Source organism: Nitrobacter sp., assembly GCF_051535235.1.
GTDB lineage: Bacteria > Pseudomonadota > Alphaproteobacteria > Rhizobiales > Xanthobacteraceae > Nitrobacter.
The window spans coordinates 59,280-74,164 of record NZ_JBPPLZ010000003.1 but is presented as its reverse complement, the minus strand read 5'-3'; the positions used below and the strand labels follow the sequence as shown (position 1 = coordinate 74,164).

Below are 14,885 nucleotides of genomic sequence, written 5' to 3'. Positions count from 1 at the left end.
GAAACAAGCGTTACTCCGCCGCCTCCGCAGGCGTCGCGCCGCCGATCTTGGAATTGTGCAGATCGACATTCAGGCCCAGCGAGCGCATTTCCTTGACCAGCACGTTGAACGATTCCGGAATGCCGGCCTCGAAGGTGTCGTCGCCGCGCACGATCGCCTCGTAGACCTTGGTGCGGCCCGCGACGTCGTCGGACTTCACCGTCAGCATTTCCTGGAGCGTGTACGCCGCGCCGTAAGCCTCCAGCGCCCACACCTCCATTTCGCCGAAACGCTGGCCGCCGAACTGCGCCTTGCCGCCCAGCGGCTGCTGGGTGACGAGCGAGTAAGGCCCGATCGAGCGCGCATGGATCTTGTCGTCCACGAGGTGATGCAGCTTGAGCATGTAGATGTAGCCCACCGTCACCTTGCGATCGAACGGGTCGCCGGTCCGTCCGTCATAGACGGTGGACTGGCCCGACTTGTCCATGCCGGCCAGTTCGAGCATCTGCTCGATGTCGGTTTCCTTGGCGCCGTCGAACACCGGCGTCGCGATCGGCACGCCGCGGCTGAGATTGCGGCCAAGCTCGACAAGCTCATGATCGTTGAGCGACTTGATCGTCTCGTTGTCGCCGTAGACCTTCTTGAGCGTCTCCTTCAGCGGCTTGGTTTCCTGCTTCGCGCTGGCGAGATAGGCATCGACGGCCTGCCCGATCCGCCTGCCGAGGCCCGCGCAGGCCCAGCCGAGATGCGTTTCGAGAATCTGGCCGACGTTCATGCGCGAGGGCACGCCGAGCGGGTTGAGCACGATGTCGGCATGGGTGCCGTCCTCGAGGAACGGCATGTCCTCGATCGGAACGATCTTCGACACCACGCCCTTGTTGCCGTGGCGGCCCGCCATCTTGTCGCCCGGCTGAATCTTGCGCTTCACCGCGACGAAGACCTTGACCATCTTCATCACGCCCGGAGGCAATTCGTCGCCACGCTGCAGCTTCTCGACCTTGTCGAGGAAGCGCTGTTCGAGGCCCTTCTTCGACTCGTCGTACTGCTTGCGCATGGCCTCGATCTCGGCCATCAGCTTGTCGTTCGGCGAGGCGAACAGCCACCACTGCGACTTCGGATATTCCTCGAGCACCGAGCGGGTGATCTTGGTGTCCTTCTTGAAGCCCTTCGGTCCGGCGATGCCCTGGCGGTTTTCGAGCAGGTCGGCGAGACGGCCGTAGACGTTGCGGTCGAGAATCGCCTGCTCGTCGTCGCGGTCCTTGGCGAGGCGCTCGATCTCCTCGCGCTCGATCGCCAGCGCGCGCTCGTCCTTGTCGACGCCGTGACGGTTGAACACACGGACCTCCACGATCGTGCCCTGCACGCCCGGAGGCACGCGCAAGGAGGTGTCGCGGACATCGGAGGCCTTCTCGCCGAAGATGGCGCGCAAGAGCTTTTCTTCCGGCGTCATCGGGCTTTCGCCCTTCGGCGTGATCTTGCCGACCAGGATGTCGCCGGCGCGCACTTCCGCGCCGATGTAGACGATGCCGGCTTCGTCGAGGTTCTTCAGCGCCTCTTCCGAGACGTTGGGAATGTCGCGGGTGATTTCCTCAGGCCCCAGCTTGGTGTCGCGGGCCATCACCTCGAATTCCTCGATGTGGATCGAGGTGAAGACGTCCTCCTTGACGATCCGCTCGGAGAGCAGGATCGAGTCTTCGAAGTTGTAGCCGTTCCACGGCATGAACGCGACCAGCACGTTGCGGCCGAGCGCGAGTTCGCCGAGATCGGTCGACGGACCGTCGGCGATGATGTCGCCTTTCCTGACGATGTCGCCGACCTTCACCAGCGGACGCTGGTTGATGCAGGTCGACTGGTTCGAGCGCTGGTACTTCATGAGCCGGTAGATATCGACGCCCGACTTGGTCGGATCGAGATCCTCGGTGGCGCGGATGACGACGCGGGTGGCGTCGATCTGGTCGATCACGCCGGAGCGGCGCGCCGCGATCGCAGCGCCCGAGTCGCGGGCGACCACGCCTTCCATGCCGGTGCCGACGAACGGCGCTTCGGCGCGCACCAGCGGCACCGCCTGACGCTGCATGTTCGAACCCATCAGCGCGCGGTTGGCGTCGTCGTTCTCCAGGAACGGGATCAGCGCCGCGGCGACCGAGACGAGCTGCTTCGGCGACACGTCCATGAAGTCGACCTTGTCCGGCGTCACCGGCAGCACCTCGCCGGCATGGCGGCAAACCACGAGGTCCTCGGTGAAACGGCCGCGGTTGTCGAGCGGCAGGTTGGCCTGCGCGACGTGATAGCGGCCCTCCTCCATCGCCGAGAGATAGACCACCTCGTCGGTGACGCGGCCGTCCTTCACCTTGCGATAGGGCGTCTCGACGAAGCCATACTTGTTGACGCGCGCGAACGTCGCCAGCGAGTTGATCAGGCCGATGTTCGGACCTTCCGGGGTCTCGATCGGGCAGATGCGGCCGTAATGCGTCGGATGCACGTCGCGCACCTCGAAGCCGGCGCGCTCGCGGGTCAGGCCGCCCGGTCCGAGCGCCGAGAGCCGCCGCTTGTGGGTGATCTCCGACAGCGGATTGGTCTGGTCCATGAACTGCGAGAGCTGCGACGAACCAAAGAACTCCCGCACCGCGGCGGCCGCGGGCTTGGCGTTGATCAGGTCCTGCGGCATCACGGTATCGATATCGACCGAAGACATGCGCTCCTTGATGGCGCGCTCCATGCGCAACAGGCCGATGCGGTACTGGTTTTCCATCAGCTCGCCGACCGAACGGACGCGCCGGTTGCCGAGATGGTCGATGTCGTCGATCTCGCCCTTGCCGTCGCGCAGGTCGACCAGCGTCTTGATGACGGCCAGGATGTCTTCCTTGCGCAGCGTGCGATAGGTGTCCGGCGCATCGAGGTCGAGGCGCATGTTCATCTTGACGCGGCCGACCGCGGACAGGTCATAGCGCTCGCTGTCGAAGAACAGCGACTGGAACATGTTCTGCGCCGAATCCAGCGTCGGCGGCTCGCCCGGGCGCATCACGCGGTAGATGTCGAACAGCGCGTCCTCGCGCGTCATGTTCTTGTCGGCGTTCAACGTGTTGCGGATGTAGGGGCCGACATTGACATGGTCGATGTCGAGCAGCGGCAACTCCTTGTAGCCGTGCTCGTTCAGCGCCTTCATCGACTTCTCGGTAATTTCCTCGCCGGCTTCGGCATAGATTTCGCCGGTCTTCGGATTGACGAGATCCTCGGCGAGATACATGCCGATCAGCTCCTCGTCGCTCAGGCGCAGCGCCTTCAGCCCCTTCTCCTGGAGCTGGCGGGCGGCGCGGACCGTGAGCTTCTTGCCGGCCTCGAGCACGACCTTGCCGCTATCGGCGTCGATCAGGTCGTTGATGGTGCTGTAGCCGCGGAAGCGCGCCGGATCGTAGGGCACGCGCCAGCCCTCCGGATTGCCGCCGGACTTGGCGCGCTTGTAGATGATCTTCTTGTAGAACGTGCTCAGGATCTCCTCGCCGTCGAGGCCGAGGGCGAACATCAGCGACGTCACCGGAATCTTGCGGCGGCGGTCGATGCGCGCGAACACGATGTCCTTGGCGTCGAACTCGATGTCGAGCCACGAGCCGCGGTAGGGGATGACGCGCGCGGCGAACAGCAGCTTGCCGGACGAATGGGTCTTGCCCTTGTCGTGATCGAAGAACACGCCGGGTGAACGATGCATCTGCGAGACGATGACGCGCTCGGTGCCGTTGACGACGAAGGTGCCGTTCATGGTCATGAGCGGAATGTCGCCCATGTAGACGTCCTGTTCCTTGATGTCCTTCACCGACTTCGCGCCGGTTTCCTCGTCGATATCGAACACGATGAGGCGCAGCGTCACCTTCAGCGGGGCGGCATAGGTCATGCCGCGCTGGCGGCACTCGTCGACGTCATACTTCGGCGCCTCGAATTCGTAACGCACGAATTCGAGCTGCGAGGTGCCGGAAAAGTCGTTGATCGGAAACACCGACTTGAAGACCGCCTGGAGGCCTTCGTCGAGCCGGCCGCCGGGCGGCTCTTCGACCATCAGGAACTGGTCGTAGGACGCCTTCTGAACCTCGATCAGGTTCGGCATCTCGGCGACTTCCCGGATATGCCCGAAGAACTTGCGAACCCGCTTGCGACCGGTGAACGTCTGCTGCACCATCGTGGCCTCTCATGTCGTCGCCCGTGGGGGCAAACCTTCCGAAGCGCGATTGGCATCGCCCCGGGGTGAATCTTGGAACGCTCTCAGGAGCGGAACGCAAATATCAGGACTTCAATCCTGAACTGGAACGCCAGGCTCGCAGAACGCAAAACGACGCGCGGGGTGCATGCGTACACCCAGCTCGTCAAACCCATCTCCGAACGGACCGAAAAAGCCCGAAATCGCTGCTCTCCCAACAGCTTATGAGAGAACGCCGCCGTTCCCGCCATTCGCTGTGCTTTCGTGCTGCCGCCCCAATATGGGATGGCCATCGTGGAAATTCGAGGGGTGGCTCCCCCGCCTCTCCACACTTTCCTGTGTACAACCAGCCGGAACGGGTCCGGCGGCTGCACCCGCCGAGCGCGATCGGATCGCGCCCATCCGGGAATCCCGTTCACCTCACCGCGTCATGCCCGCGCTTCGACCATCGGGCCCTTGGTGAAGTACCCCCGGAACAAAACTTCCGCCAGTTCCGGGGATCGCTCGTGTAACCCGTTACTTGAGTTCGACCTTGGCGCCGGCCTTCTCGAGCTGGCCCTTGATCTTCTCGGCTTCGTCCTTGGCAACGCCTTCCTTGACCGGCTTCGGCGCACCTTCGACCAGATCCTTGGCTTCCTTGAGGCCGAGCCCGGTGATGGCGCGAACCTCCTTGATGACCTCGATCTTCTTGTCACCGGCCGAGGCGAGCACGACGGTAAACTCGGTCTTCTCTTCAGCGGCCGGAGCGCCACCGCCGGCGCCCGGCGCAGCGGCGACAGCCACGGCAGCGGCGGCCGACACGCCCCACTTCTCTTCGAGCAGCTTCGCCAGTTCGGCAGCCTCGAGCACGGTCAGCGCCGAGAGGTCGTCAACAATCTTCTGCAGATCAGCCATCGATATATTCCTTTAACGTATTCGGTTCGAACCAGATTGACTTGACGAAGGGCCTACGCCGCTTCGCCCTTCGAGGCATAGGCCTGGACAACGCGCGCGAGCTTGGCCGCGGGCGCCGTCGAGAGCTGGGCGATCTTGGTGGCCGGCGCGACCAGAAGGCCGACCAGCTTGCCGCGCAGTTCGTCGAGGGACGGCAGCGAGGCGAGCGCCTTCACTCCGTTCACGTCCAGAACGGTTTTGCCCATCGAGCCGCCGAGCACGACGAAGTTCTCGTTCGTCTTGGCGAATTCGACGGCGACCTTCGGCGCCGCCACCGGATCGCTGGAAGTCGCGATCACGGTCGGGCCCTTCAAAAGGGCGCCTATGGCAACGACGTCTGTGCCTTCAAGAGCGATTTTGGCGAGACGGTTCTTCGAGACCTTCACCGACGCACCCGCCTGCTTCATCTGCTTGCGCAGGGTCTGCATCTGGGCCACCGTGAGGCCGGAATAGTGAGCAACGATCGCGACGCCCGTAGACTTGAAAGTCTCGTTGAGCTGTTCGACCGCTTCTTTTTTTGCCGCTCGTTCCACAGCAAGCTCTTTCCGTTTGGCGGCCTTCGCCTCGAGGCTGGGACCGCCGGGTTATACCCATCGTCCAGCCCGGATCCTGATCCCGAGACCGGCTTCGGGATACCGGTCTCAAGACACGCCGGGCGTGACGACATTCAGTAGCCTGCCCTCCCGCGTCCAGCGGCCTCACGGCCAAAGGGCACGGGGTGTCGAGGTTCGAACCCAATCTGCTGCCTTCCGCTCGTGGCACGGAAAGCGAAATCCGGTCTTCACCCGTCTATGCAGGCCATGCGATTAAGCCGTTGGACCAACTTGCGTTCGCCGCGGGCGCCTGCAGTCTCGGACAGGATGGGGTCGACAACGTCATCCCTGACGGGACGACCGAAGACCCCCGTCCGCACCGTTGTCCCAGCCAGATTGATGCTCTGTCCTCCCGAACCATCCAAATGGACATGCGGGAAGGCAAAGGCTCCTATCTCGTTGGATTTTTGGAATGCGAACACGGACATGCGAGCGCAAGCCAGCATGTCCGGAGCGCGGTGTTTAACCAATCTTTGCTGCGTTGCCAAGTCCCAAATCATGCAATTTTCCGGCCAGCTTTCGATCCGGACAAAATATCGCATCTCGCGTCGGCAGCCACGGCAGGCCGGCCCGGTCAGGCATCGAACGGTCGCAAAATAAAAAAGGCGGGTCCGGAAGGTCCGATCCCGCCTCGCTTGTCGTAAGCGATTCCCGGCCTCAGCCGAGCACGGTTCCCGGCTCGACCTTGACGCCCGGACCCATGGTCGAGGACACCGCGATGCGCTGGATATAGGTGCCCTTGGCGCCGGCGGGCTTTGCCTTCGCCACCGCGTCCGCCAACGCCTTGATGTTCTCGACGAGTTTCTCCTCCGAGAACGAGGCCTTGCCGATCCCGGCCTGCACGATGCCGGCCTTCTCGACGCGGAATTCCACCGAGCCACCCTTGGCGCCCTTCACGGCCCCGGCGACGTCCATGGTCACGGTACCGATCTTCGGATTCGGCATCATGCCGCGCGGGCCGAGCACCTTTCCGAGCCGACCGACCAGCGGCATCATGTCCGGCGTGGCGATGCAGCGATCGAAGTCGATCGTGCCGCCCTGCACCTTTTCAACGAGGTCTTCCGCGCCGACGACGTCGGCTCCGGCGGCCTTGGCTTCGTCGGCCTTGGCGCCACGCGCGAACACGCCGACGCGCAGCGTGCGGCCACTGCCGTTCGGCAGGCTGACCACACCGCGAACCATCTGGTCGGCGTGGCGCGGATCGACGCCGAGATTCATCGCGATCTCGATGGTCTCGTCGAACTTCGATTTGGCGCGCTCCTTGACCAGTTTGATGGCCTCGGCGATCGGATAAAGCTTCTCACGATCAATGCCTTCGCGAGCCTTCTTCAAACGTTTTCCGGTTGCCATGTTGGTTACTCCGCCACCTGAAGGCCCATCGAGCGGGCGGAGCCCTCGACCATGCTCATGGCCGATTCGACGGTGTCGCAATTGAGGTCCTTCATCTTCTTCTCGGCGATCTCGCGCACCTGCGCCTTGGTCACCTTGCCGGCGGAATCACGTCCCGGCGCCTTGGAGCCGGACTGGATCTTCGCCGCCTGCTTGAGGAAGTAGGACATCGGCGGGGTCTTCATCTCGAAGGTGAAGGAACGATCGGCATAGATCGTGATCACCACCGGAATCGGCGTGTTCTTTTCTTCCTTCTGCGTCTGGGCGTTGAACGCCTTGCAGAATTCCATGATGTTGAGGCCGCGCTGACCAAGCGCGGGGCCGATCGGTGGCGACGGGTTCGCCGCACCGGCCGGCACCTGCAATTTCAGGTATCCGGTCACTTTCTTTGCCATGCGTCACTCCTTCAATGGCCCGGACAATTCCGGGCCTTCAGAGACCGTGGTGCGGGTCCGGCACGCGACTGGCGATCGCCTGCCCCCTTCCACGGGTCTTGCGGAAAATTCTCCGCACGTCATGGCCGGGTTTTATCCGGGCCATCCACGTCTTTGCTGGTCTGATCGAAAGGGAAGTCGTAGATGCCCGCGACAAGCCCGGGCATGACGGCCCTATACCTTCTCGACCTGACCGAATTCCAGTTCCACCGGCGTCGCGCGGCCGAAGATCGACACGGCGACCTTCACGCGCGAGCGCGCCTCGTCGATTTCCTCCACCACGCCGGAGAACGACGCGAACGGGCCATCGGCCACACGGACGTTCTCGCCGATCTCGAACGACACCGACGCCTTGGGCCGCTCCACGCCTTCCTGCACCTGGTGCATGATGCGCATGGCCTCGGCTTCGGAAATCGGCATCGGCTTGTGCTCGGCGCCGAGGAAGCCCGTGACTTTCGGCGTGTTCTTGATGAGATGAAACGCCTCGTCGGTGAGGTTCATCTTCACCAGCACGTAACCGGGGAAAAACTTGCGCTCGGTATCGACCTTGCGGCCGCGCCGGACTTCCGTGACCTTCTCGGTCGGTACCAGCACCTGCTCGAAAAGGTCCTCGAGCCCGCGCTGCTTGGCCTGCTCGCGGATGGATTCCGAGACCTTCTTTTCGAAATTCGAATAGGCGTGGACGATGTACCAGCGCATGCTCATGGTTCAGTTCCGCGAGTCGTTCGTGTCTTCAATGAAGGCTCAGGACGAACGTGATGAAAAACCGGATTAACTGATCCGAGAAGAAGAAGAAGACCGACGCCAACGCCACCATCAGGAACACCATGATCGTCGTGACCGTGGTCTCCCGACGCGACGGCCAGGTGACCTTCGCGGTCTCGGTGCGCACTTCCTGCAGGAATTTGAACGGGCTGAAAGCCATCGTCGATAATCCGCGTTCGTTTGCCGATCCGGTTTCGGAGATCCGGACAGCCTCTTTCGTGCGCCCACCCCTCCGGTTGAGGGTAGTCGCCGAGCGGGCTCGACTGTCCGGGGAAATTCAAAGCCGCGTCGGATATCCGTCAATCGGGCCGACAGCAGGTGCCGCTATCTACTGCCGCGGCCCGGAAAGGTCAAGGGCGCGGTTGGCCGCCCGCAGCCTGGCAATGTGCTTGCGATGACGGCCGCAAGGCGCGGATATGTCAACGGATGTGCTGGCAGGAGTGGCGGCGTTGTATCGCATCTATGATGTCAATGGATGCGACCCTTTTGGCACGCCAAAAAGACCCGCGAAAGTCCAGGGAGGAGCATATCCAGGCCTGTCACATCAACATGGGTCAGCGATGAACTGGTCCCGCGCTTCGACGACCCTGTTCCGATGCCTGACAGGTGCACGGTCGGACCATCGGAGAGGCCACGGAGTATGCGACCTCCCTGCTCCGCAAGATCGGCAATCAAGATCGGCAATACAGATCCGTGGCAACGCGCCGCGAACCTGCTGCACCAAGCCGCCGAGCATGGCGCCCTTTCGTCTTCATGGCGCAGATCAACTTTTACCGCGCTGTCCGGCGGGCTCGATTTCGGAACTGGGTAAAGGTCTCCCGAGCGAAGCCGTCATCCGCCTGTGACTGACGGCGCCGGGCCGCCATCCGATCGGCAAGGTCTCTCGGAATTCGAGACATCGCGATACTCCGCATGCGACGCGAAAGACGTCTTGCATTGGCATGTGACGCGAACAGGGCGCATAGCAGCGTCGCCAAAATGACGATAACTCGCATCGGTTCTCTCAGATATAACTTTAGAGGCCGGCGTTTAGTGTCCGCCGGCAATGGGGCTGCCGGCCTTCCAGCAACTGTGCTGGCAGCCCCGCTCGGACTCGCAAGGTCTGCCGACTGTTTTTGGTCGAGGTTGGCTCCTTGCGAAGGAATGGCCTTGAAGCGACTGGCGCTCGCGTTCCCACGCATCGAGCAGCACTTCGGCACCGGGCCGTCAGCGGCCGCCGGCACCTCATTGAGGATTGCGTTCTCGCTTCACGCCCGCTTCGCCGCAGCAAGCGTCTCGGCATCGAATTTCGCCTGCACTCTCGCCGCCTCGTTACGCTGGCGCTCAATCTCCGCCAGATGCGCCTTCTCTCCATGCAGGTCACGAGCAACAAGGCGTTGCCTGCAACCTATTGAAATATATAGGGGGCTGGCAGGAGTGGCAGGGCTCGAACCTGCGACCCCCGGTTTTGGAGACCGGTGCTCTACCAATTGAGCTACACTCCTAGCGCGGTGCCTCTATAGCGAACGCAAAACGCTCCGTCAGCCCTAAAATGCATCGGGCCTACTTTGAATAGGCGGGCGCAACGGGCGGTCAAAGACCGCAGGACCGCTTGCTATCCCGCCCGGGCATGGGCTGCCCGGAAGCTTCGTATTGCCTCGACCGCCTGCCCGGTATTGAGTAGGCGGCCTTCCGGAGGAGGACATCTCCACGACACGGGGCGCAACGGACGATCAGAGGTCACGATGACAACCAGCCAATCACCGCAGGCGAGCAGCAAACGACAGCAGGAGGCAGCCGCCTGGGTCCTGAAAAATCGTGACGTCAACCAAAGCGCGCACGAATTCCGCGCCTTTGAAGAGTGGCTCGACCACGACCCGGAAAACAAAGCAGCCTACGAGGCGGCCGAGCGGCGGACGGGCGATGCCCCGGCGGGCGGCAAACCCCGCCGCCTCGGGATGATCGTGGCCATCGCGATTTTCGGCGTGGCGCTGGTTGCCGGCGCCCTCGTCCTGCTGCATGGGTGAACAGGCGTCGATCCCCCTGCCCGATCCCCTGCCCCGCGCCGCGTCCGAACGCGTTCCTTCCGTCGTAACCTGCTGAGTGGTGGGACGCGCCGGCCATGGCGGCAATAGTACACCGCGCCGTTCGCAGAAAAACCGAGGCATCGATTTACGCTTGCTTCACGGGAGCCATTCTAGAATTTTTTCCAGACAGACAGAGGCGGCGGCGAATTTCCTCAAAGGGAGAATTCGACTGCGCCGGCAACATCGGGAGTATCCGATGGTATTCGTGACTGCCATGATGGCGCTGGCAACGCTGGCGTTCTACGGCGCCAGCAACTACGGCATCGGCGCCGATCAACTGTGCTATTATGGCGCGACATTCTGTGTCCATCCGCACTGGCTGGCGATTGCTACTCTGATGCTGGCGATCTGGACGCTGTTTCTAAGGGTCGACCGCATTTGATGCGGAGGCGAGGAAGCGGCGCGATCAGGCGGCATTGCGACGGAGCACCGACAACGCCCGGTCGCGACGGTCCTCGGCAGCGTTTTCATGATGCAACGCCTCCGGTTCAGACCAAACTGTTACCTCTCATCTTCAATGCGCTCGCGCCGATGCAATGGCAAAACGCGAACGTGAGCGAGCATGGAGAATTCTAAGTGCGTACGTTTGGCACCATCGTGCTGGTCCTGATGCTGCTGCTCGGCGGCGGCTTCGCTTTGTATAAAGTAAATTATCCGACTTATACTTATCGCTTTCGTCTCGCGATTGCGGTCGACGTGGGCGGTGAAACCAGGACAGCCGCAAGCGTGATCGAAGTTCAGGCTGTCATGCGGCCGATGCCCGTGATCTTCTCGCCTGTGAACCTTTACGTGCACGGCGATGCCGTGTTTCTGGACCTCGGAAATGGACGGAATGTCGTCGCCTTACTAGCCTGTAATCCGGACGGTACGCAGGGCTGCATCGCAACACTGGTACCAAATGAATTCAGCCTTGCCGGGGTCAAGAACCTCGCAAAACTTGAGACATTGCGCGGCAGTCGCGAGTTGACGGGAAGGTTCATGCCGACGCTCGTCACCTTCCGCGATCTCAACAATCCGAAAAGCGCGAGCGTCGTATCGCCTAATCAGTTTGAAAAGACATTCGGTCCCGATGTGCACTTCAATCGCGCCTGGATCGAGATGACAAGAGATCCTGTCACAAGAGGGATCGAGAAAAAACTATTGTGGTGGGGCGGCCCGGGACGTCCTGCTCTTGAAGCCTACCGAGCTTGGCGAAAAGGCAAGACCGAGGGGCCGTCGGTTGGGCCAGAAACACTGTTTAAGTGGGGCTGACAATGGCAATTTCCACCATCGCCGCTGCGACGGCAATCTTGGAGTGACGATCCTCTGTGGCGTCTGGAGGTTACTGGAAATCATGAAAAGGCCGGCGCGAAGCCGGCCTTTGTCATTCGATGTGCTTTGCCGATCGGGCGTTGAGTCGCTCCGCCAGCGATCATCTCAATAATGAGGGGCCGCCGGTCCGCCCCAGCCGAAGCGATAGTTCACGCCGGCCTTGACGGTATGCTCGTCGTTACGAAAGCTCGCTCCGACGACATCCGGAGGCGAGCCCGCGGCAAACGTCGTCTTGCCGAAATTGTAATACTGATACTCCACCTTGGCGGACCAGTTCGGCGCGAACATGTATTCGAGACCGGCGCCCACGGTGTAGCCGTTGTCCCGATTGCCGGTGGTTGCGAAATCCTGCGGCACGCCCGCGGCGTCGGTGATACCGAGCTTGCTGTCGCGGAACGCATAACCGCCCTTGGCGTATAGCAGCGCCGGCCCCCAGGCGTAGCCGAGCCGGCCGGTCACCGAGCCGAGACCACGGTCATTGCCGGTCACGATGCTCCCGCCCGGGAATGTCAGGCTGCTGTTGGCGCTGGCAAGCCAGCTATATTCTGCTTCGAGGCCGAGCACCCAGTTGTTCGCGAACTGATAATCCGCGCCGCCCTGCACGCCGCCGAGAAAACGGCCGTCGTTTCCACCGAGACTGTCGCCGCCTCCGAACGCGCCGCCGAGATGACCGCCGATGTAGAAGCCGGTCCAGTTGTAGACGGCCTGTGTCGGCGTATAGGGCGGCGGCGCCTTGGTATAAGGTCGCGGCGGAAGATCAGCCGCAAGCGCCGGTGCCGCGAAGGCGGCAACCGCCGCAGCCGTGAGCAAGAATTTCTTCATGATGGGGTTCCCCCTTTTCGTCGGATACCATCATCGTTCGTTCGGATATCACCATCGTCAAACAACGTGGCGCGAATTTGGTTGCCAGACGGCAGCACCGTTACGCCGATGGTTTACGGCCGTGATATGAAAACAACACCCGGTTCCGATGCAGGATTCACGTCGCAGAGCCGACACACTGTTCAAATAGGTCGTCCGTCCTGTCGCGGGGTTCCGCGCTCTCCGAAATGTGATCGATTTGGACGAACAGCCGACGCACCCGGCGCTGCTCAGCGCGTCAGTTTCTCCAGTTCGGGAAACGGCGCGTAAGCGACGCCGGCGCAGATCTCGCCGGCTTTCTCGATCATGCGATCGAGCCGGGCATCGACATACACCGCCGCGCGCTGCACCACGCCGCCGTAGCTGCCATCGATCTCGCGGGCATTGTAGCGCAGGCAACTCACGTAACGCAGCCGGCCGCCGACGGTGCGCTGAACCGGCTCGGCCATTGCGGCGTCACGGACGCCGACGGGATTGTTGAGGTAGGTTCTCAGGAACGCGAGGACCTGCTCGCGATAGTCCTTCGGAAACGGTTGGTCGGCCACGCCGCGATCATCGGTATAGACCATGCCGCCCTGATTGCTGCTTTGGTCGCCGCCGTCGGTCACGCAGGCCGCGAGCGATCCCGCCAGCAGCGCGATCGCCAGGAATTTTGCAGATGCCCCCAACACCGGTCCGTCTTCAGGTTCCTCGACTTCACCGATGACTAGCCTGCTCGGGGACGAAATGAAATTCGCAATTCAGTTATCGACACAAATGAAGGCTGGAAAACAAATCGGGCCTGCGGACACCGAAAAACGATGACCGCAGGCCGCGATCGGCTTCCGGCGTCATCAGCCATGCGTGCGGGTATGGGCGTGATGATGATGACGGGGGTGGTGGTGACGGACGTGCCGCTTGGAACGATGATGATGTCCCATCTTGGCGTTGGCGTTCAGCACTTTCGATTTGAGGGTAACCGTCTTGGCCGCCGGGGCCTGGCTTGTGCGGGCGGTGCCGGCCATCGCAGGCGCAACAAGCACGGAAGCCGCGAGCAGCGCGGCGGAAAGGGTCTTGAGCATGGACTGGTCTCCTTGAAGCGTGGATCGCCGAGGTCGCCGTCCGGATGGCCGGGCTCTTCGATCAGACACCCACCATGAGACCGCGCCGCTGAACGCGCGCTGAAGCGCGGCGGGGGTCTTTGTTCACCTTGATGAACGTTTGCTCATATCGGTGACGGAATGCATGGCATCTGCACGTAAGAGAAAATGCGACCGCCGGAGCCCTGCCCTTTCGCTAACCATGGGCAGACCCGGGCCTCGACACGCGACCGCAAAGCGCGGTTAAGTGCGACCTCAACAACCGGCGCGGCCGGATACGACACCAGCCTTCGAAACATCATGACCTCACCCCGACCGTACGACCGGATCGCCTTTGTCGCGGGCGCAAGCCCTGAAGCCCAGCAGGCGCTGACCGAACTGGTTGCGATTTACGGCAATCACGATCCCGCGGACGCCGATGTGCTGGTTGCGCTCGGCGGCGACGGATTGATGCTGCAAACGCTGCATCGGAACATGCGGTCCGGCAAGCCGATCTACGGCATGCACCGGGGGACCGTCGGATTTCTGATGAACGAATACAGCCGGGACGCTCTGCGCGCCCGCCTCGCTGCCGCGACCGACACCGTGATCCACCCGCTCCTGATGCGCGCGACCGATGTCCACGGTGCCGTTCACATCCATCACGCCATCAACGAAGTGTCGCTGTTTCGTCAGGCCCATCAGGCCGCGCGGCTGCGCATCCTGATCGATGAGCGCGAGCGCATGGCCGAGCTTATCGCCGATGGCGTCATGGTCGCGACGCCGGCGGGCTCCACCGCCTACAACCTGTCGGCGCAGGGACCGATCCTGCCGATCAACGCCGCGTTGCTGGCGCTGACCCCGATCAGCCCGTTTCGGCCGCGGCGCTGGCGCGGCGCGCTGCTGCCGGATACCGCGGTCGTTGCGATCGAGGTGCTCGAAGAGGAAAAGCGCCCCGTAGCCGCCGTTGCCGACCACGACGAAGCCCGCAACGTCCGCCGCGTCGAGATCCTGTCCGACAAGACGATTGCGATGCGCATGCTGTTCGATCCCGGCCATAGCCTGGAGGAACGGATCCTGCGCGAGCAGTTCGGCTATTAGAGCATTTTCGAGCGAAGCATGTCCTCGGGCTTCACCCGGGGATGGAGACCGGTTCGCGTCAAGAAAACGCGTCAAATCAAAATCATAGAGCCACCGCTTCTGATTCCATCAGAAGCGGACTCAAGAACGCCGTCGCTGCCCGACCGGAGGAAGCCGGCAACCATTCGTTAACGGCGTCGGCATATAGTTAATGGTGGGTATACCGG

General features: G+C 62.4%; 14 protein-coding genes and 1 tRNA gene. 4 read left to right on the top strand and 11 right to left on the bottom strand.

The window, feature by feature from the left end; translation table 11 throughout:
• Positions 1-10: 10 nt before the first annotated feature.
• From rpoB to ACS3WA_RS04970, 8 genes are all read right to left on the bottom strand, one after another.
• Entirely contained in the window at positions 11-4,150 is a 4,140-nt protein-coding gene (rpoB, locus tag ACS3WA_RS05005) for a DNA-directed RNA polymerase subunit beta (protein ID WP_438277464.1), read from the bottom strand.
• A 534-nt stretch (positions 4,151-4,684) separates the two neighbouring features.
• Entirely contained in the window at positions 4,685-5,062 is a 378-nt protein-coding gene (gene rplL, locus ACS3WA_RS05000) for a 50S ribosomal protein L7/L12 (RefSeq protein WP_438277463.1), read from the bottom strand.
• Between the two features lie 53 nt (positions 5,063-5,115).
• On the bottom strand, positions 5,116-5,634 hold the full coding sequence (rplJ, locus tag ACS3WA_RS04995) for a 50S ribosomal protein L10 (protein WP_438277462.1): 519 nt from the start codon (positions 5,632-5,634) through the stop codon (positions 5,116-5,118).
• Positions 5,635-6,351: 717 nt separating this feature from the next.
• A complete protein-coding gene (gene rplA / locus ACS3WA_RS04990) occupies positions 6,352-7,044 on the bottom strand; it encodes a 50S ribosomal protein L1 (RefSeq protein WP_438277461.1) in 693 nt (230 codons plus the stop codon).
• A 5-nt stretch (positions 7,045-7,049) separates the two neighbouring features.
• Positions 7,050-7,478 (bottom strand): 50S ribosomal protein L11, encoded by a 429-nt coding sequence (gene rplK / locus ACS3WA_RS04985; RefSeq protein ID WP_079446311.1) that lies wholly within the window; start codon positions 7,476-7,478, stop codon positions 7,050-7,052.
• A gap of 213 nt (positions 7,479-7,691) precedes the next feature.
• Entirely contained in the window at positions 7,692-8,222 is a 531-nt protein-coding gene (gene nusG, locus ACS3WA_RS04980) for a transcription termination/antitermination protein NusG (RefSeq protein ID WP_438277460.1), read from the bottom strand.
• Positions 8,223-8,250: 28 nt separating this feature from the next.
• Positions 8,251-8,442 carry a preprotein translocase subunit SecE gene (secE, locus tag ACS3WA_RS04975; protein ID WP_438277459.1) on the bottom strand — a complete coding sequence of 64 codons (192 nt, stop codon included), beginning with the start codon at positions 8,440-8,442 and terminating at the stop codon, positions 8,251-8,253.
• Between the two features lie 1,248 nt (positions 8,443-9,690).
• Positions 9,691-9,766, bottom strand: a tRNA-Trp gene (locus ACS3WA_RS04970).
• A 240-nt stretch (positions 9,767-10,006) separates the two neighbouring features.
• Between ACS3WA_RS04970 and ACS3WA_RS04965 the strand changes: the two genes are divergently transcribed.
• From ACS3WA_RS04965 to ACS3WA_RS04955, 3 genes are all read left to right on the top strand, one after another.
• Positions 10,007-10,288 carry a FecR/PupR family sigma factor regulator gene (locus ACS3WA_RS04965; RefSeq protein WP_438277458.1) on the top strand — a complete coding sequence of 94 codons (282 nt, stop codon included), beginning with the start codon at positions 10,007-10,009 and terminating at the stop codon, positions 10,286-10,288.
• Between the two features lie 256 nt (positions 10,289-10,544).
• Positions 10,545-10,730 (top strand): hypothetical protein, encoded by a 186-nt coding sequence (locus ACS3WA_RS04960; protein WP_438277457.1) that lies wholly within the window; start codon positions 10,545-10,547, stop codon positions 10,728-10,730.
• Between the two features lie 194 nt (positions 10,731-10,924).
• Positions 10,925-11,599, top strand: a complete 675-nt coding sequence (locus ACS3WA_RS04955; protein WP_438277456.1) for a hypothetical protein — start codon at positions 10,925-10,927, stop codon at positions 11,597-11,599.
• A gap of 165 nt (positions 11,600-11,764) precedes the next feature.
• Here the strand turns inward: ACS3WA_RS04955 and ACS3WA_RS04950 are convergent, their stop codons facing one another.
• From ACS3WA_RS04950 to ACS3WA_RS04940, 3 genes are all read right to left on the bottom strand, one after another.
• Entirely contained in the window at positions 11,765-12,481 is a 717-nt protein-coding gene (locus tag ACS3WA_RS04950; RefSeq protein WP_438277455.1) for an outer membrane protein, read from the bottom strand.
• Between the two features lie 269 nt (positions 12,482-12,750).
• A complete protein-coding gene (locus ACS3WA_RS04945) occupies positions 12,751-13,191 on the bottom strand; it encodes a hypothetical protein (RefSeq protein WP_438277454.1) in 441 nt (146 codons plus the stop codon).
• A gap of 162 nt (positions 13,192-13,353) precedes the next feature.
• Positions 13,354-13,581: a His-rich protein BRANT gene (locus ACS3WA_RS04940; RefSeq protein ID WP_438277453.1), complete on the bottom strand. Its 228-nt coding sequence runs from the start codon at positions 13,579-13,581 to the stop codon at positions 13,354-13,356.
• A 318-nt stretch (positions 13,582-13,899) separates the two neighbouring features.
• On the opposite strand from ACS3WA_RS04940, the gene ACS3WA_RS04935 reads away from it, so the two are divergent.
• Complete coding sequence (locus ACS3WA_RS04935) at positions 13,900-14,679, top strand: NAD kinase (protein ID WP_438277452.1); 780 nt, start codon at positions 13,900-13,902, stop codon at positions 14,677-14,679.
• Positions 14,680-14,885: the final 206 nt, after the last annotated feature.

Excerpts from the sequence above, each read along its gene's own strand:
- ACS3WA_RS04960 (WP_438277457.1), top strand. The coding sequence starts at position 10,545 with ATGGTATTCGTGACTGCCATGATGGCGCTGGCAACGCTGGCGTTCTAC.
- ACS3WA_RS04950 (WP_438277455.1), bottom strand. The coding sequence starts at position 12,481 with ATGAAGAAATTCTTGCTCACGGCTGCGGCGGTTGCCGCCTTCGCGGCA.
- rpoB (WP_438277464.1), bottom strand. The coding sequence starts at position 4,150 with ATGGTGCAGCAGACGTTCACCGGTCGCAAGCGGGTTCGCAAGTTCTTC.
- secE (WP_438277459.1), bottom strand. The coding sequence starts at position 8,442 with ATGGCTTTCAGCCCGTTCAAATTCCTGCAGGAAGTGCGCACCGAGACC.
- ACS3WA_RS04965 (WP_438277458.1), top strand. The coding sequence starts at position 10,007 with ATGACAACCAGCCAATCACCGCAGGCGAGCAGCAAACGACAGCAGGAG.
- rplK (WP_079446311.1), bottom strand. The coding sequence starts at position 7,478 with ATGGCAAAGAAAGTGACCGGATACCTGAAATTGCAGGTGCCGGCCGGT.
- ACS3WA_RS04935 (WP_438277452.1), top strand. The coding sequence starts at position 13,900 with ATGACCTCACCCCGACCGTACGACCGGATCGCCTTTGTCGCGGGCGCA.
- ACS3WA_RS04940 (WP_438277453.1), bottom strand. The coding sequence starts at position 13,581 with ATGCTCAAGACCCTTTCCGCCGCGCTGCTCGCGGCTTCCGTGCTTGTT.
- rplA (WP_438277461.1), bottom strand. The coding sequence starts at position 7,044 with ATGGCAACCGGAAAACGTTTGAAGAAGGCTCGCGAAGGCATTGATCGT.
- rplL (WP_438277463.1), bottom strand. The coding sequence starts at position 5,062 with ATGGCTGATCTGCAGAAGATTGTTGACGACCTCTCGGCGCTGACCGTG.
- nusG (WP_438277460.1), bottom strand. The coding sequence starts at position 8,222 with ATGAGCATGCGCTGGTACATCGTCCACGCCTATTCGAATTTCGAAAAG.